The sequence below is a fragment of the Flavihumibacter sp. CACIAM 22H1 genome, from assembly GCF_001601815.1.
In the GTDB taxonomy this organism is placed as follows: domain Bacteria; phylum Bacteroidota; class Bacteroidia; order Chitinophagales; family Chitinophagaceae; genus Flavihumibacter.
Map to the genome: position 1 here is coordinate 83177 of NZ_LUKG01000005.1, position 18677 is coordinate 101853.

16 protein-coding genes are annotated in these 18677 nt (G+C 45.9%); all 16 read left to right on the forward strand.

Features of this window, described 5'->3' with window-relative positions; all coding sequences use genetic code 11:
- A partial coding sequence (locus tag A1D16_RS02790; RefSeq protein ID WP_290707590.1) for an MFS transporter occupies positions 1 to 581 on the forward strand: 581 nt, incomplete at its 5' end.
- A 102-nt stretch (positions 582 to 683) separates the two neighbouring features.
- The gene (kduI, locus tag A1D16_RS02795) at positions 684 to 1514 is read left to right on the forward strand and encodes a 5-dehydro-4-deoxy-D-glucuronate isomerase (protein WP_290707592.1); all 831 of its coding nucleotides are present in this window, start codon (positions 684 to 686) and stop codon (positions 1512 to 1514) included.
- Positions 1515 to 1528: 14 nt separating this feature from the next.
- Entirely contained in the window at positions 1529 to 2818 is a 1290-nt protein-coding gene (locus tag A1D16_RS02800) for a DUF4861 domain-containing protein (RefSeq protein ID WP_290707594.1), read from the forward strand.
- Entirely contained in the window at positions 2818 to 3834 is a 1017-nt protein-coding gene (locus A1D16_RS02805) for a sugar kinase (protein WP_290707596.1), read from the forward strand. Before A1D16_RS02800 ends, A1D16_RS02805 begins: the two co-directional genes overlap by 1 nt.
- Positions 3827 to 4486: a bifunctional 4-hydroxy-2-oxoglutarate aldolase/2-dehydro-3-deoxy-phosphogluconate aldolase gene (locus A1D16_RS02810; RefSeq protein WP_290707598.1), complete on the forward strand. Its 660-nt coding sequence runs from the start codon at positions 3827 to 3829 to the stop codon at positions 4484 to 4486. The genes A1D16_RS02805 and A1D16_RS02810 overlap by 8 nt, the downstream gene beginning before the upstream one ends.
- Before the next feature lie 13 nt (positions 4487 to 4499).
- Complete coding sequence (locus tag A1D16_RS02815; RefSeq protein ID WP_290707600.1) at positions 4500 to 5792, forward strand: MFS transporter; 1293 nt, start codon at positions 4500 to 4502, stop codon at positions 5790 to 5792.
- 26 nt (positions 5793 to 5818) lie between these two features.
- A complete protein-coding gene (locus tag A1D16_RS02820; protein ID WP_290707602.1) occupies positions 5819 to 6736 on the forward strand; it encodes an ROK family protein in 918 nt (305 codons plus the stop codon).
- A gap of 14 nt (positions 6737 to 6750) precedes the next feature.
- Positions 6751 to 7953: a glycosyltransferase family 2 protein gene (locus A1D16_RS02825; RefSeq protein WP_290707604.1), complete on the forward strand. Its 1203-nt coding sequence runs from the start codon at positions 6751 to 6753 to the stop codon at positions 7951 to 7953.
- A 288-nt stretch (positions 7954 to 8241) separates the two neighbouring features.
- Positions 8242 to 8646, forward strand: coding sequence for a response regulator (locus tag A1D16_RS02830; protein WP_290707606.1), 405 nt, complete (start codon positions 8242 to 8244; stop codon positions 8644 to 8646).
- A gap of 28 nt (positions 8647 to 8674) precedes the next feature.
- Positions 8675 to 9178, forward strand: coding sequence for a hypothetical protein (locus tag A1D16_RS02835; RefSeq protein ID WP_290707608.1), 504 nt, complete (start codon positions 8675 to 8677; stop codon positions 9176 to 9178).
- 6 nt (positions 9179 to 9184) lie between these two features.
- Positions 9185 to 9838, forward strand: a complete 654-nt coding sequence (locus A1D16_RS02840; protein ID WP_290707610.1) for a sugar transferase — start codon at positions 9185 to 9187, stop codon at positions 9836 to 9838.
- A gap of 96 nt (positions 9839 to 9934) precedes the next feature.
- A complete protein-coding gene (locus tag A1D16_RS02845; RefSeq protein WP_290707612.1) occupies positions 9935 to 11140 on the forward strand; it encodes a glycosyltransferase family 2 protein in 1206 nt (401 codons plus the stop codon).
- A gap of 16 nt (positions 11141 to 11156) precedes the next feature.
- Entirely contained in the window at positions 11157 to 13286 is a 2130-nt protein-coding gene (recG, locus tag A1D16_RS02850) for an ATP-dependent DNA helicase RecG (RefSeq protein ID WP_290707614.1), read from the forward strand.
- Positions 13287 to 13360: 74 nt separating this feature from the next.
- On the forward strand, positions 13361 to 16999 hold the full coding sequence (locus tag A1D16_RS02855) for a PKD domain-containing protein (protein ID WP_290707616.1): 3639 nt from the start codon (positions 13361 to 13363) through the stop codon (positions 16997 to 16999).
- A 17-nt stretch (positions 17000 to 17016) separates the two neighbouring features.
- Positions 17017 to 18060 (forward strand): PorP/SprF family type IX secretion system membrane protein, encoded by a 1044-nt coding sequence (locus tag A1D16_RS02860; RefSeq protein WP_290707618.1) that lies wholly within the window; start codon positions 17017 to 17019, stop codon positions 18058 to 18060.
- Positions 18061 to 18074: 14 nt separating this feature from the next.
- Complete coding sequence (locus A1D16_RS02865) at positions 18075 to 18677, forward strand: hypothetical protein (RefSeq protein ID WP_290707620.1); 603 nt, start codon at positions 18075 to 18077, stop codon at positions 18675 to 18677.

Sequence of the window (18677 nt, forward strand, 5' to 3'; positions counted from 1 at the left end):
TGTTTAATCAGCTGGCGGGGATAAACGCTATTTTGTACTATGCCCCGAGAATTTTTGAATTAGCAGGCTTTTCCCAGGCAGATGCTTATCTACAGCCTGTTTATATCGGAGCTGCCAACCTCCTGTTTACCCTCCTTGCCATGACTGTAATTGACCGGTTCGGAAGAAAAAAATTATTAATTATTGGATCCGTAGGAATGATTCTTTTTCTTGGTCTTACAGCAAATGCATTTAGTGGCGACCTGGCGGCTAATCGGTATGTATTGCTTTATCTGATTGGGTTTATTGCTTTTTTTGCGTTTTCGCAAGGAGCAGTGATCTGGGTATTTATTGCTGAAATTTTTCCAAATTCTGTTCGTTCCCAGGGAGGGGCCCTGGGAAGTTTCACGCACTGGATTATGGCTGCGATTATTTCCTGGACCTTCCCGGTGATCGTAGAAAGCAGTCCGGATGGGGGCTATTATTCCTTCCTTTTTTATACTGTAATGATGGTACTGCACCTGCTTTTTGTAATCCGTTTTCTTCCGGAAACCAAGGGTAAAAGCCTTGAAAAAATTCAGGAAGAATTGGGTATTCAATAAAAAACGCAGAGGCTGTCGTGAAAACGTTTGCACAATTAAATTGCCTTCTTTTCCGGGCAATTGAAGCCTGATTCCTTAGTTTAGCCGGTAACGCTTAACGATATGGAGATCAGATTTCAGCATAGCCCCAATGAAACCCGAAACATGGGTACCGATGCACTAAGGCAGCATTTTTTAATTAAATCTATTCTACAACCTTCCGAAGTTAAACTCGTTTATACGCATTATGACCGCGTAATTATTGGTGGTATACAACCTGGTAACCAGCCTCTTCAGTTACCGGCCCCAGCCGAATTGAGGGCTTCCTTTTTCCTGGAACGAAGAGAAGCCGGTATTATAAATGTAGGGGGAAAAGGAATAATTAAGGCGGGTACGAAATCCTGGGAATTGTCAAAGCTGGATTGCCTCTATCTTGGAAAAGGTACGCAAGCTGTTGAGTTTGGTTCGGCAGATCCTGCAGATCCTGCTTTGTTCTATTTGCTTTCTTCTCCTGCACATATGACCTATCCCGATCGCTTAATGAAAAAGGAGGACGTTACACCCGTTCAGATGGGCGCTACTGCTACATGTAATCAGCGTACCATTTACAAATACATATTTGAAGAAGGCATTCAAAGCTGTCAGCTGGTAATGGGGTTAACGATCATTGCCGAAGGAAGTGTTTGGAATACGATGCCTGCACACACACATACCCGCAGAATGGAAGCTTATTTCTATTTTGATATGGAGCATACGCAACGGGTTTTTCATTTTATGGGCGAGCCCCAGGAAACCCGTCATCTGTTAGTGGCCAGCCAGGATGCGGTTATTTCTCCTCCCTGGTCAATTCATGCCGGATGCGGAACAGCAAATTATTCTTTTATATGGGGAATGGCCGGTGAAAATTATACCTATACAGACATGGATCCTGCACCGGCGGACACCTTGTTATAAATTAATTGTTCAAGATGTTAAAAAAAGCAGTCGTTTTTTACTCCCTTGCCGGCCTATGCAGCCTGCTGTTCCTGCCTGGTTGTAAGCCAGCTACTGCTTTAGTGTCTTTTGATGTGGAAAATCCCTCTGATATTTCCCGGGAAGCAGCATTGGTGGTTTTGAAACGTGCTGAAATTCAACGGAAATCGAATAGGAAAGTTAATGGCTATTTCAAAGTTATGCTTCACCAGGAGCCGGTTATCTGCCAGTTTGATGACCTGGACAAGGATGGTCAATGGGATGAATTGGCTTTCCTTCATGATTTCAGGTCGGGTGAAAAAATCAGCGTGCAGCTTTATGAAGCGGGGGTACCCGGCAACAGCGAAGTAAAGCCCCGTGCCCATGTACGTCATAAAAGAAAACTGGAAGGTGCTGTATTTGGCCCTTCTTTAGTGAAGGATTCAATTGATGGCTCGCAACAACCCACCGATTTTGCCAGGCAAGCCCTTCCACCCTTTTTAACAGAAGGCCCTGCCTGGGAAAATGACCAACTGGGGTTTCGGCTCTATTTTGATTGTCGGAATGGTAAAGATATCTGGGGCAAACTGACCCGGGAAATGATCCTGGATAAAGTGGGCACAGACACTACACAGAACTATCACAAACTTGCTGCCTGGGGTATGGATTTACTGAAAGTGGGCGGCTCATTAGGCGCCGGTGCACTAGCTCTGTATATGCCCGAGCTGGAAGGGAAAGATAGCCTTGTTCGGGTAGGCGGATCCAATATTAAACAAACCAGCTATGAGCAAATAGCAGATGGACCGGTTCGGGCAATTTTTCGAATGCACTATAAGAACTGGAATTTACACCCATCGTTGTTGCCGCTTTCGGTAACAGAAGAAATACATATCTGGGGCGGACAACTTTTTTATGAGTCCTATATTTCCGTAACCAATATGCCTGATCACGCACAATTTGTGACGGGAATCGTGAACCTGCACAACGCCGATAAGCATGAATTGTATGAAGGAACGGCGGCTGCTGTCTACACACATGCCCGGCAGAGTGAAAATAATGATGCACTGGGTATGGCCATCCTGCTTTCTAAAAAAGACCTGGCAGGTTTTTCCGTAAGTAAAAATGATGCAACGGATATCAGGAATACCTATCTTGTTAAAATGAACAGATATGCCGGCCAGCAGCAATGTTTTCGGTTTTATGCAGCATGGGAAAAATCTCAACCCTCTTTGGCAAAAACCACTGATTTCGAACATTACCTGGTGAATCAACTTAAACAGTTTCAGCAACCTCTAATTGTCCGTTAATGAAAAAAATTGCTTGTTTGGGTGAATTTTTATTGCGTATGTCGCCTGAAATGCCTGGTAAATGGATACAGCAGGCCTCGATTCCGGTTTACCTCGGCGGTGCTGAATTTAATGTGTCGGCTGCCTTGCAGCATTGGGGAAATGCCGTAAAATATATTTCAGCACTTCCTCAAAATAGCCTGGCTGATGACGTATTGGAAGAAATAAAAAAAATGGGGCTGGATGCTTCAGCTATTCAGCGAACGGGAGAGCGGATTGGTGTTTACATACTTCCCCAGGGAGCTGACTTAAAAAATGCAGGTGTTATTTACGACCGGGCGGGTTCTTCTTTTGCAAGCCTTCAAACAGGACAAGTTAACTGGAAAGAAATACTGGCCGATTGTTCTGTATTGCATTTTAGTGCTATCAGTCCCGGTTTAACCGCGCATACAGCTGCTTTGTGCCTGGAAGCAGTAGAAGCTGCTGCAGCATTGGGTTTGCTGATTTCGGTAGACCTTAATTATCGCAATAAACTCTGGAAATACGGTATTTTACCAGCTGATTGTATGCCATCGCTGGTGAGGCATTGTACCATTGTGATGGGCAATATATGGTCAGCGCATCATTTACTCGGCGCTCCTCTGAAAGACGGGATAGAAACAATTCATACCAAAGAAGCTTACCTTGAACAGGCTGGCAGAACTGCGGCATATATCCGAAGCCTGGCACCATCCTGTAAATGGGTGGCTAATACGTTCCGGTTCGACCAGCCTGGGGGCATACATTATTATGCATCGCTCGATACAGCTACGGCACAATATGTTTCACCGGAACTGAATGTATCCACCATAATAGACCGGGTTGGCAGCGGCGATTGTTTTATGGCAGGGTTATTACATGGTTGGGAGCAGCGTGAAAGTCCGGAAAATGCGCTTAAACTGGCTGCTTTTGCTGCTATTGGAAAACTACAGGAAAAGGGTGATTACACCAGGCAAACCATTCAATCTATTCATTCAAAAATGTTAGCTCATGACTGATCACAGTGCCCTTTATGCCGCCCTTCGCGAACAGGCTGTACTGCCGCTATTTTATCATCCGGAACTGGAAGTGTGTGAAAGAACCATACAGGCTTTATATGAGGGTGGTATTAGGCTGGTGGAATTTACTAACCGGGGGGAGTATGCGCTGCAGCATTTCAGTAGCCTTATTCAACGAAGAAAAACAGACTGGCCTGATCTTCAGCTTGCCATAGGAACAATTAAAACACCTGCACAGGCAAGTCAGTTCCTGGATGCGGGGGCAGATTTTATTATTTGTCCGGGTACGGTAAAAGAAGTCGGAGAACAGGTTCATGCGGCGGGCAAAGCCTGGATTCCGGGCGCTATGACGGTGTCAGAAATTTTAGTAGCGCAGGCAACTGGTGCCCGGTTCATTAAATTATTTCCGGGTAATATATTAGGTCCTGCTTTTATGGCAGGGATACGTGATATTTTTCCTGAACTCTATTTCATGCCAACCGGAGGTGTGGAACTAACGATTGATAATTTACAAGCCTGGTTCAGGGCAGGTGTTAGCGCTGTTGGTTTAGGTAGCAAATTTTTGTCTAAAGAAGTACTGAATGATCGAAACTATGCTGCTATCACCGAACAAACGCGCAGGGCACTTGACCTGGTAAAGCAGGTAAAATAAAGCACCTGACCATATGAAAAATTCAAAATCGAGTTATCGGTGGACGATCTGCGGCCTGATTTTTTTTGCAACAACCATTAATTATTTAGACCGTGCCGTTATAAGCTTATTAAAAGGACCGCTGGAACAGGAATTTAACTGGTCAGAATCCGATTATGCCAATATTGTAATTGCCTTTCAGTTGTCGTATGCAGTAGGCTTATTACTGATGGGCCCCTTGGTGGATAAGATAGGAACAAAAATGGGCTATGCACTGGCCATTATTGGCTGGAGCATTGCTGCGGGTGGCCATGCATTGGTGAGTTCCACACTGGGTTTTATCGTAGCCCGTGCAGCATTAGGAATTACGGAAGCAGGCAACTTTCCGGCGGCTATCAAAACAGTGGCAGAATGGTTCCCTAAAAAAGAACGGGCATTGGCAACTGGTTTATTTAATTCCGGGGCAAATGTGGGAGCCATATTAGCGCCCCTCACCGTGCCCTATATAGCTGCAGAATGGGGGTGGAAATGGGCATTTATAATAACAGGCGCAACAGGCCTTGTCTGGTTGTTTTTCTGGTTCAGGGGCTATGGCAATCCGGCTACTCATCCAAAAGTGAATAAAGAAGAATTGGCTTTTATAAACAGTGATTCGGTCGAAATCGACCAGGCTTCCCAGGAACCGGCATTGAGTTGGTTTAGCCTGTTGGGATTTCGGCAAACCTGGGCTTTTGTATTGGGCAAATTTCTGACAGATCCAATCTGGTGGTTTTATTTATTCTGGTTGCCGTCTTTTTTAAAAGCGGAATACCAGATGGAAAATACAGCCATAGCATTGCCCGTAGCGCTGGTATACCTGATGTCAACGGCCGGAAGTGTAGTAGGGGGCTGGTTACCCTTACAGTTTATTAAATCGGGATGGCCTGTTTTCAGAAGCAGGAAAACAGCCATGTTTATATATGCCCTTGGCGCGGTGCCGGTGATGGCGGCTCAGTGGCTGGGTAGTATAAATATGTGGTATGCTGTGCTGATAATAGGCTTGGCAACTGCGGCGCACCAGGCCTGGAGTGCAAACATTTTCACTACTGTTTCAGATATGTTTCCTAAATCTTCCGTTGCCTCGGTAACTGGGCTTGGGGGCATGGCGGGTGCATTGGGAGGTATGCTGATAGCAAAAATGGCCGGTCTGCTATTTGATCATTACAAAGCCCTGGGAAAAATTGAACTGGGTTATTTTATACTGTTTATGGTGTGTGCCGTAGCCTATCTTATTGCCTGGAGCATTATGCATTTATTGGTTCCCCGGATGAAGGAGATCAAAGTTTGATTATTTTAGGTTAGAAATCTTTTTGTATGACAACTGCCATTTGGGGAATTGATCTGGGAGGAACCAAAATAGAGGGTATTATTCTACCTTCTTTAACCAATCCTCAGCCTCTTTTTAGAAAAAGAATTGCTACGGAAGCGGAAAAAGGATACCGGCATATAGTTGCCCAAATTGTATTGCTGGTGAACCAGATGATAGGAGAATCGGGGCTAAGGCCGAAACGAATTGGAATTGGTACCCCGGGGGTGCTGGACCCTGTATTGCAGACGATGAAGAACTGCAATAGCACGGCACTCAATGGCAACCCTTTAAAGACAGATCTGGAAAAGGAACTTGGTATACCCGTTGTACTAGCCAATGATGCCAACTGTTTTGCACTGGCTGAAACGCATTGGGGCGCCATAAAGCAGGAAGTGCCGGATGCGCGCCTGGTATTTGGAATTATTATGGGAACCGGTGTGGGAGGTGGTATTGTTCATAATGGGCAGATCTGGAATGGCAAACATGGCATTGCCGGTGAATGGGGGCATATTTTTCTCGATGAATCAGGCGGTCCCTGTTATTGCGGACGTTCCGGTTGCGTGGAAACGGTGCTCAGTGGTCCATCCCTCCAACGTTATTATTTCAGCCTCTGCCAACAGGAAAAAACCCTGAAACAAATAGTGGAACTGGCGGAGGCCGGGGAGGCTGCTGCTGTAGCTACGATGGAGCGTTTACATATGTTTTTTGGAAAAGCCGTTTCTATACTTACTAACCTACTAGACCCCGATGCTATTGTGGTGGGTGGAGGAGTAGGAAATATTGCCAGCATCTATACCCGCGGCCGGGCCAGTTTGGAAAAATTCATTTTTAATAACCGGCTTGATACGCCGGTGTTATCCCCTTCGCTGGGAGATAGTGCCGGAGTTTTTGGTGCAGCTGCGCTGGTAGCTGACCAGAATTGATTAGTTTCCCCCCGATGGAAATTTTCTGCCAGTTGATATTTTGGATCAGTTTCCTGATCCTGGTCTATACCTACCTGGGATACGGCCTGCTGGTTTTTTTTCTGGCAAAAAGAAAGAAACAATTACCTGTTGCAGTATTACCGGAAGAGGAATTACCCGCTTTAACGGTGCTGATACCAGCTTACAATGAAGCGGGTTGTATTGGTGCAAAGATCCGCAATACACTGGAATTAAAGTATCCCCGTACCTTGTTTCGGGTGCTGGTGATCACCGATGGCTCTACCGATGGCACCGAACAGATCGTAAAAGCCTTTCCGCAGGTAGAGCTACTGCATGGCCAGGAAAGGCTGGGGAAAGCTATGGCCTTAAACCGGGCTATGGAAATGGTTGAAACCCCTATTGTTATAGTAACCGATGCCAATGCCCTTCTTAACCAAAATGCCCTTCGGCTGCTGGTTTCCGGTTTTGCCGACCCTTCTATCGGGGCCATATCCGGGGAAAAACAAGTGGGGGGAGAAAATCAAGACGAGTTATCGGCGGAAGGGGAGGGCCTGTATTGGAAATATGAATCCTTTCTCAAAAAAAACGATGCCCGGCTTTATAGTGTGGTAGGCGCGGCTGGTGAGTTGCTGGCTTTCCGGGCTGCCTTATTTCAGCCACTTGAACCGGATACCATACTGGATGATTTTGTTCTGTCGATGCGCATCTGTGAACAGGGGTATCGGATCGGATACGAACCTGCTGCAAAAGCGTTTGAAAAAGGCTCGCTAAGTTTGCGCGACGAGGAAAAAAGAAAAATTCGCATAGCCGCGGGTGGTTTCCAGGCTTTGAAAAGGTTACAAAAAAGCTGGTCCTGGCGCTTTAATCCCCTGCTTTTCTTTCAATTTATATCACACAGGGTTAGCCGCTGGGTATTTGCAGCGCCGGCCTTGCTATTGCTGGGGGTATCGACCTTGTACCTGGTAGTTAAGGGCAGTGGCTCAATCTACCAGCTTGCAGGTATAATCCAGCTCCTGTTTTATAGCCTGGCGGTGCTGGGCTGGCTGGGTGCTCGTACAAATACGAAATTGCCTTTCGTATATATACCTTATTACTTTGTTTTTATGCATTGGTCCATTGTGCTGGGGCTGTTCCGGTTTCTTACCGGCGGGCAGGATGCAAAATGGGAAAAATCAGACCGCATAAGGGTTTCCGTTAAAAATGACCAGGGGCAGTAAGGCGGGAAACAGGTAGTTTTACGCAGAATTAGAAAAAAAAACCGCCGTAGATTTCTTGGATTGGAAATATATATTACTTTTACTCCACGATTACCTAAGTACATCCCCTTAGGCCGCTTGCTTACCGTTCCACAATCCTAAGAACTCACCCCATTAGTAGTATTTTTCTGATTTGTCATCAGGCTAAGAACTGATGTTGATTGTTCCAAGTACCCGTTGAAAGCCTAACCGTTCCAATTGAATTCCTATTGAAAAATTGAGTTTCTAACAAAACTTAATTATTCAAGGATGAAAAGAAAAGTACTCGTAATCACAGCTAGTAAATCGATTCGATTTTTACTGCACACAGTTTTGAATGACCAATTCTCTGCAATTACTGCTTCAGAGGCTGGTGATGCCATGTATTGGCTGACCCGTTCTGAACTTCCTGCAGCTATTGTAGTAGATCCTGAGCTTCCGGATAGCAATACCTGGGAAATCGTGGAGTATTTCAAAACCAGTGAGTTGTATAAAAATATACCAATGGTGGTAATTTCTTCTTTGGAAGAGGAAGAGATTGCAACTGTTTGTACCCGTTATAACGTGGAAGCTGCCTTTCACAAACCATTTAATCCGGTTGACCTTACCAAAACCTTGGAAGCTTTGATCAAATCACCAGTAACCAGCTCCAAAAAGCTGTTGAAAGTGGTCTGAAATTTTCCTCGTAAAAAATCTTACCTGAATGGAACAAACTTTACCATTAAACCCCATAACCTCACCACAGCCCGTCTACCGCCGGTATTCGATTACCAGGGAAGATGAAACGGCTCCAGTGGCGGTTCTACATTCGAGGGAATTCTTCTTTATCGGAAAGAATACCCGTAATATCGACTATCTTATTAATTTATTTGAGGGTGGTTATGCTGCTGAATCGGTTGCAAAAGCCATTGCTATTTTACAGCGCATTGATTCCCAATCAAAAACCATACCACAAGTTATTATTGTGGATGGAAATTTGGATTTGGCGGAAGTTGCTAACCTGAATGCCTACCTGAAGTCGATAGAAAAGTTTATGGCTATTCCGGTTATTATGGATACGGCAGGCAATTCGGTGGATGCAAAAGATACAGCTATCCTGAAACGCCTGTTTGATGATGTTATTGATACCAGAAAACCGGATGGAAAACTGGTTCAACGGGTAGATTTTCTTTCTAAAGTAAAAAAGAAGAACTGCAGCCGTACTTAATTCAGAATGGATAAACTGGCCCAACAGGTAAGAATTACGCCTATCAGTATGGGCAGGCGCGCTTTTGATATTGCCATATCGCTGCTTGCCTTGATTTTGCTGAGCCCGGTTATGTTGCTCATTGCCATTGCCATACGGCTGGAAAGTCGGGGCCCTGTTTTTTATATCTCTAAAAGAGCAGGAAGAGGATATCGTATCTTTAATTTTTATAAGTTCCGTACCATGCGCATGGATGCCGAATCTCAAAAAGATGCGGTAAAACACCGGAATGAATACAATGAAGACCATGGCTGCGTATTCTTTAAAATAACCAACGACCCCAGAGCTACCCGCTTTGGCCGGTTTTTACGGAATTCAAGCCTGGATGAGCTACCGCAGTTCTTTAATGTGTTGTTGGGAGATATGTCTATCGTTGGTAATCGCCCGCTGCCTTTATACGAAGCTGCGATGCTGACCACCGATGAATGGTCTCAACGTTTTATGGCACCGGCAGGAATTACCGGCCTATGGCAGATCCGGAAAAAAGACCGGCATTGTATGTCGGTGGAGGACAGGATCAAGCTCGATATCGCATACGCCAGAAAACAGAATTTTCTTTTTGATCTTTGGATTATTGCCCATACCCCGCCCGCACTGATCCAGAAATCAAATATTTCATAAAATACTCGAAATAACTCAGTACCCAAAAGCCGGCAAATGCCGGCTTTTTAGGTTCTCTGTTAAATTCAGTTCTTTTTTTATATTTTTCCGTTTAACGTGGTAACTTTTTTATACATAGCTGGTTTACTTCTGTTTATCTACCTGTTTTGCAGCATTACCTATTTATTGGTAGTTGCAATAGCCGGACTTATGTATCGGGAGGAAGCGATTCCCCCGGCCACCAGTTTTGCCCGGATACTTATCCTGATCCCAAGCTTTAGAGATGATCATATTATTTGCCATACCGTTGAAGAAGCGCTGAAACACAATTACCCCGCCGAAAAATTTGATGTACTGGTGGTGGCTGATTCCCTGCAAGCAGGAACTATTGAGGACCTGCGCGCACAAGGAGCCCGGGTGCTGGAAGTGAACACGCGCATGAAATCAAGGTCCATTCATGCCGCGTTGGATACCATAAAAAGCGGCGAGTATGAGTTGATAATGCTGCTGGATGCAGATAATATTATGAAAGCAGACTGCCTGCAGCTGGTGAACAATGCATACAGGGCCGGTCATCTTGCCATTCAATGCCACCGTACCGCAAAAAATGAACAAACCAGCGTGGCCCTGCTGGATGCAATCAGCGAGGAAATCAATAATCATTTATTCCGCCTGGGACAACAATCACTTGGTTTTTCTGCAGCTCCTTCCGGCTCGGGTATGGCAGTTGAGTTTCATCTATTGAAAGCTATCTTTAACTGGAAACCCATCCTCGAAAACCCGGGCGAAGACCGGGAAATTGATATGCAGCTGCTGAAAAGAGGTATACAGATGCACTATCTCCCCGAAGCCTGGGTGTTAGATGAAAAAGTTGCCAGCCACGATGTCTTTGAAAAACAACGGCTTCGCTGGTTAGAAGCCCAATGGTACCACCTGGGTATGTTCTGGGAGCCCGATATGATCGGCATCCGGAAAGACCGGCATTATTACAATAAGCTGGTGCAAAATTTATTGCTTCCACGCTCGCTGTACCTGGTGTTTTTTTCCGCCATTATTGTGCTCGTTATTATCCGCTATTCAACCGGTTGGGCGTTTTTTTTCCCGGTTCCGGGCTGGTGGTTGAGCCTGCTGTTGTTCTTCCTGCTTACACTGGCTATTGCAATGCCATCGCGGTATTATTCGTCCCCCACCATTAAAGCTTTACTCAGTCTTCCCGGGCTAATGATAGCCATGCTGCGTGCCCTGCTTAAGGTAAAAAAAGGCAGGAAAGAGTTCATCCCTACACCAAAATCTTACACGGGTTTGAAAGAATCTCAGAAATAATCCAGGAGCCCTAATTTTGCTCCAAATTTGTCACATTCAGTTTGATGCTCAAATATTATCCAGCCCAATTGAATTCCTGAAAGGAGTGGGACCCTTGCGGGGCGATTTACTTAAAAAAGAACTCCAGCTATTTACGTTTAAAGATCTGCTGGACCATTTTCCTATTCGCCACATTGATAAAACCATGGTTATGACGATTGGCTCTATCCAATCCAACCAGGACTATATCCAGGTGGCAGGAATTATCCAATCGGTACAATTAATCGGCCAGAACCGGGCCAAACGACTGGTAGCAGAGTTAAAGGATGCAACCGGCTCTATGGACCTGGTATGGTTCCAGGGCATTTCCTGGATTCAAAAAAACATACAGGTGGGACAGGCTTTGCTGGTTTATGGCAAAGCTGGTTACTTCAATGGCAGCTTGCAGATTACCCATCCCGAAATGGAAACCTATACCCCTGCCAAAGCCGGGGGCAAGGCATTTCTGGAGCCTATCTACCCCAGCACCGAAAAACTGAAGGCAAAAGCACTGGGCGGGCGGCAATTAGGCAAACTAAGTTATACCTTGCTGGAAGCACTTCAGGAGCGTGATCTGCCTGAAAATCTGCCCCCTGCTATTTTACAGGCATACCGGTTTCCCTCCCGTTTTGAAGCCTACCGGCAAATCCATTTCCCCCAGTCTGAAGCAGCCTATCAAAAAGCCCTTGCCCGCCTCAAATTTGAAGAATTGTTTATCGCACAGCTCCGGCTGGCACTTATTAAGCTGGAACGTCACCGGTATTCCAGAGGCGTTGTTTTTAAACAGGTGGGAGAGCAGTTCAATACCTTTTATCATACCTACCTTCCCTTTGAACTTACAGGGGCGCAAAAACGGGTGTTAAAAGAAATTCGCCAGGATATGGGGCAGGGGCGCCAAATGAACCGGCTCCTGCAGGGAGATGTAGGTAGTGGTAAAACTATGGTGGCGTTGCTGTCTATGTTGCTGGCAGTTGATAATGGCTTCCAGGCAAGCCTAATGGCACCAACCGAAATACTGGCGGCACAGCATTATGAAGGCATTGCTCAGCTCCTGAAAGATATGCCGGTAAAAACGGCCCTGCTCACCGGCTCTACCAAAGCAGCCGCAAGAAGAAAAATACTGAAGGAACTTGCTGATGGTGAGCTGGACCTGCTGATCGGTACCCATGCGGTACTGGAAGATCCTGTTCAATTTAAACAACTCGGTTTAGCGATCATTGATGAACAACATCGTTTCGGGGTTGCGCAGCGGGCCAGACTATGGAAAAAAGCAACCATTCCGCCGCACGTATTGGTTATGACCGCAACGCCTATTCCGCGTACCCTGGCTATGACGGCTTATGGCGATCTGGATTATAGTATTATCGATGAACTGCCGCCCGGAAGGCAACCTATCACCACCGTTCACCGTTACGATTATGCGAGAGCCAGCGTAATGGATTTTATTAAAGAAGAGATCCAGAAAGGCCGGCAGGCCTACTGCATATTTCCCCTGATTGAAGAATCTGAAAAGCTCGACCTCGAAAACCTGATGCGGGGCTATGAAAATATAAAAGCTTTTTTTCCGGAGCCCAGGTATTGGATCAGTATGGTACATGGAAAAATGCCGCCTGCCCAGAAAGAAGCCAACATGCAACGCTTTATTAAAAAGGAGACTCAGATTATGGTGGCTACCACAGTGATAGAAGTTGGTGTAAATGTGCCCAATGCCAGTGTGATGATTATTGAAAGTGCGGAAAAATTCGGCTTATCACAATTACATCAGCTCCGAGGAAGGGTAGGGAGGGGCAGTGAAAAGAGTTTTTGCATATTATTAACAGGTGCCCAATTAACCAATGAAGCACGTGAACGGTTGAAAATAATGTGTGCAACCAATGACGGGTTTCTGATAGCTGAAAAAGATCTTGAATTGCGAGGGCCCGGTGATATTGAGGGTACCCGGCAAAGTGGTTTGTTGAACTTTAAACTGGCCGATCTGGTAAGGGATAAACAATGGCTTGATGCGGCTAAGCAGGAGTCGGCCAAACTGCTGGAAACGGATCCCGACCTGGCATTGCAGGAAAACAATGCGTTAAAAATTTACCTTCAGGCGCAAAAAGGAAAACTGGCATGGAGTAAAATATCGTAAATCTACTGTAACCGAATGAAGATAATTTGACGTAAATTCATTAGACCTTGATACGCACCATCCAAATAATCATCTTGACCCTATTTTCTTTTGCAGGCCTTGCCCAAAAGAATACCAATGGCCTTGAATTCATCGAAAACAAAGGACAGTGGGATAACTCTGTTACCTTTAAAGGAGAGCTGGGAAACGGCGCTTTTTTTCTGCAGAAAAACGGGTTTACCATAGTTCAGCACCACCCCGATGACCTTCGGAAACTTTCTGCACATGCCCATGGCGATTTTGATAACCAGGCATCGGGTGGAAATAATGGAGGCAAAAATAAAGCTGCCAGGGCCGCCAAAGCCGGTACCGAAGCACCCGTAGAAGGAGATGCCGATGCCGTGCTCTTCCGTTCACATGCTTATAAAATGGAACTGGTGGGCATGAATACCGCTGCCCGCATAGAACCCGGAAAAACCATACCAGGCGTAATTTCTTATTTTATTGGGAATGATGCTTCAAAGTATGCTTCCGATTGTCGTGTGTTCGGTACTGTTACTTACAGGAATGTATATCCGAATATTGATTTGCGTTACTATACCGATGAAGGTTTGTTGAAGTATGAGTTTATTGTAAACCCCGGGGGTAATCCATCTCAAATTGTAATGCGGTACGATGGGGTTACAAAACTTTCACTCAGCAAAGGTGAGTTGGTTATAAAAACCTCGGTTGGTGAGGTTCGGGAAATGCCTCCTTACACATTTCAAACAACTGCCAAGGGAAGAACTGAAATTCCTTCGCGCTATACGCTAAAGGGGAATGAAGTACGCTTTGCTATGGATGCATATGACAGGTCGGCTCCGTTAATCATTGATCCCACTCTTATTTTCTCCACGTTTACCGGCAGTAAGGCCGATAACTGGGGATACACTGCTACCTATGGACCGGATGGCAGCTTATACAGCGGGGGAATCGTGTTTGACGATGGTTTTCCTGTATCGCCGGGTGCCTTCCAGCAACAGTTTAATGCTTCAGGGGGGCAGAGCCCCTTTAATATGGGCATCATGAAGTTTGACCCCACCGGATCACAACGCCTTTATGCTACCTACCTTGGCGGATCATCCACCGATCAGCCACATAGTCTTATTGTTGACCCGCAAGGTGATCTGGTAATTGCAGGGAGAACCAATTCTTCCGATTTCCCTTCTCTGCAATCCTACGGTTCGCAGGGTGGTTACGATATTGTATTGGTTAAACTGAATCCTACCGGTACTGCAAGAGTAGGCGCTATCCGTATCGGAGGCGATGGCAGTGACGGATTAAATACCGGCGATAGCCATACCGGCGCTCCAAGAGGATTGCTTAACTTTTATGGAGACGATGCAAGAAGTGAAGTAAATATTGACCGTGCAGGAAATATCTACCTGGCATCCTGTACCATGTCTAAAAACTTTTTTACCACTGCCAATGCTCCTTATAAATCATTGGGTGGAACCCAGGACGCCGTGCTGATAAAAACCAACCCGTCCATGTCTACCATTCTCCTGTCTACCTACCTTGGCGGGTCAGATATGGATGCTGCATTTGTTTTAGGTATCAGCCCGGTTACCAATGATATCTGGGTTTGCGGTTCAACCATGAGCGCAGACTTCCCGGGCGATAAATCAGGTACGATCGGGCCTGCTTTTAATGGCGCCCGCACAGACGGGTTTATAGCCATTTTTTCGAATGATGGAAGTGTGCACCGTAAATCAACCTATATCGGGACCAGTTCTACCGATGCTGTCCTTGGCTTTGATTTTGACCGGGATGGCGATCCTTATATCATGGGCGTTACCTATGGCAACTGGCAGATTGTAAATGCAGCCTATGGTACGGCGGGGGCAAAGCAATTTATAGGTAAGCTTCGTCCTGATTTGTCTGCCTGGTATTACACTACTACCTACGGCACCAATAGTCCGCTGCCCAATATTTCGCCTGTGGCATTTCTGGTAGACCGTTGCGAAAATGTATATGTTTCCGGTTGGGGAGGAACCAATCTTGCCCAGTACCCCATGCAGGGCACCAATGGGATGCCTGTAACCCAGGATGCCATAAAACGAAATACGGATAACAACGACTTTTACTTCATAGTCATAAAGCGCGATGCTGCTGAATTACTCTATGCTACCTTTTTTGGGCAGGTCGGAAATTTTTCTGAGCATGTGGATGGAGGAACCAGCCGCTTTGACCAGAATGGGGTGATTTATCAGGCTATGTGTGCCAATTGTTATGGATCATCTATGCCGGGTGGTGGAAGACCCCGCTTTCCCGTAACCCCGGGAGCCTGGTGTTGCTCGAATGGATTTTCCGGTGCAAACGGAACCGGAAGTGGTGCTGAGTGCAACCTGGCGGCCCTGAAAATAGCGTTTAATTTCGCGGGTGTAGGTGCTGGTGTTACCGCTGCTATTGGCGGGGTATTTGATACTTCCGGCTGTGTACCTTTAACGGTTACCCTTAGAGATACGGTGCGTAACGCCCAACAGTACGAATGGAATTTTGGAGATGGTTCACCGGATGTAAAAACCACAAGTTTTGAAATCCAGCACACTTATACCAGCGTCGGCGACTTTAGGGTTCGTCTCATAGCAATTGACTCTACCAGCTGTAATATTCGTGACACTGCATATATCAATATGCGGGTGCGGGCAGATGAAGCAAGGCTTAATTTCGACGCTGTTAAATTAGACCCCTGTGAATCGCTTTCATACCGCTTTGACAATTTATCCATCCCCCCGGCATCCAAACCCTTTTCCGATACCAGTTTTCTTTGGGATTTTGGAGATGGTACCCGCGTGGTAGCTGGCCCCGAGTCGGTTACGCATAGCTACCAGGCCGCTGGCTCCTACAAGATCCGGCTTATAATTAAAGACACTATTTATTGCAATAGTGGTGATTCCATTATGAAAGAGTTTAACCTGGCACCCCTGGTGGTAGCAAGGTTTGAGCTGCCCAATGGTTGTGCCCCTTATACCGCCCAGATTCAGAATACCAGCATCGCAGGCCGCACCTATCTCTGGGATTTTGGGGATGGTACAACCTCAACTGATCAGACACCACAGAAGGTTTTCCAGAATCCGGGAACCTACCGCGTAACCCTTACCGTTACAGATCCGAATACCTGTAATATTGTGGACCAAACATCCAGGGATGTGCTGGTACAGGGGGCGCCTACCGCCGCCTTTACCTATAGCCCGGTTACAGCATTGGAAAATACCCCCACCACTTTCCGTAATACCTCTTCTGCAGATGCCATTGCTTTCTCCTGGAGTTTTGGCGATGGAGAAACCCTGAATACCGCTAACAGGTTACCGATCGAACACCAGTATAACCGAACGGGCCAATACGATGCCTGCCTGATTGCTGTAAATAGCTCAGGTTGCGTGGATACGGTTTGTACACCGGTAGATGCTATAGTATCTCCACGGGTGGACATGCCGAATGCCTTTACACCATTGGGAAGCTCTCCCAATAATGTGGTGAATGTGCGTGGCTTCGCCATCGGCAGAATGCGTCTCATGATCTTCAACCGGCTTGGACAAAAAGTGTTTGAGTCGAATAGTATGAAAATAGGATGGGATGGCAGGTTCAACGGTATTGTACAACCGATGGATGTGTATGCCTATGTACTCGATGTTGAATTCACGGATGGAACCAAGACAACCAAAAAAGGTGATATTACCCTGATCCGATAACACAAAAAGAGTAGAAGATGAAACGTGGTTTGCTAATGTGGCGCTTTGGATTAAGCTGTTTGCTTGCTATTGGTTCATTGAATGAACTAAGCGCGCAGGATTTACGGTTTTCGCAATGGTTTAATTCTCCGCTTACCACCAACCCTGCAAATACCGGATTTATTCCGGATGCAGATTTCCGGATCGGAGCCAACTATAGAAGCCAATGGATTAGTGTGATGGAAGTCCCCTACAAAACCATCAGTGTTTTTGGCGATGCCCAGTTATTTCGCGACCGGATTGAAAACGGCTGGCTCGGAGTGGGTGGTGTAATCCTCCGGGATGTTGCCGGCAGTGGAAATCTTACTTCTACCAAAGCCTACGGTTCGGTAGCTTACCACCAAATGCTCGGTTTTTCCAGTTTATTATCCGCCGGTTTTAACCTGGGATGGGCCAATAAACGCATTGATCCCACCCGCCTCAAATTTCCGGACCAGTTTAATTCGGCTACCGGCTTTTTTGATGCAGGAGTACCTACCAGCGTGGTATTTAATTCTACCAGCATCAGTTATGTAGATATGCAGGTAGGTATGAACTATGCCTATTTCCCTACAGAGGATATGTACCTGAATGGTGGTTTTTCTGTACACCATATCAATCGCCCGCGCGAAACCTTTTTTACGGAAACCGGTTTTGATAACCGGCTTAGCCCTCGGTATATCGGGTTTGTAAATGCAAGCCTTAAGTTAAACCAGCAGGTTATCATAAATCCAATGGCCTATTATACCACCCAGGCGAGTGCCTCGGAACTGGTAGGTGGTTTAAGTGCCAACTACAACCTTAGCGGCGACGGAGAAACGCAGGTAATAGGGGGTATGTATTACCGGGTAGGGGAATCCCTGATTCCGCTTATAGGATTCCAATGGAAGAACTTTCGAATGAGCTTCACATATGATGTTACTACATCCCCTCTTGCGCAGTACAACAATGCCCGGGGAGCTATTGAGTTTTCATTGTTGAAACATGGGTTTTATTCCGAAGGAACCGGAAATCTAAGACAATCGCTCTGTCCAAGTTTTTAGAGTAAATTTGTACCATGAGGAAAAGAATGCTGTTGGCAGTATGTTGCCTTTTTGTTTTTATGGGTACCGGATGGGCGCAGGATGACGCCACTAAAGAAGAAGCACCCAAAGGCTTTGATAGAAGCAGGTTATTTGTCGGGGGAAATTTTGGACTGACTTTCGGAAATTTCACTTTTATCAATGTTTCCCCGCAGTTGGGCTATCGGTTTAATGATATGTTTGCGGCTGGTATTGGAATAAACGGGCAGTTTTCCCAGTTAAAATATAAATCCGGCGGTACTACTCTATATAAAGAAAGATATGGTGTTGCAGGTATGAATGTGTTTGGACGTTTTTACCCTATTCAGCAAGGATTTATACAGTTACAACCAGAAATGAATTATATCTGGGGAAGCCGGGCCGATTATACTCCCCAGGAAACAAAATCCTCTATCAATGGTAAAATTTTGCCCTCCCTGCTTGCGGGGGTGGGTGCCTACCTGCCGGCGGGTAGAGCAGGTGGACTGGTAATTATGGCGCAATATGACCTGCTGCATAAATCCTCTAACTATCCTAACCCGGCTACTCCCTATGGAAGTAATATCTTTTTGACCGTAGGATTTAATGCGGGTTTATAG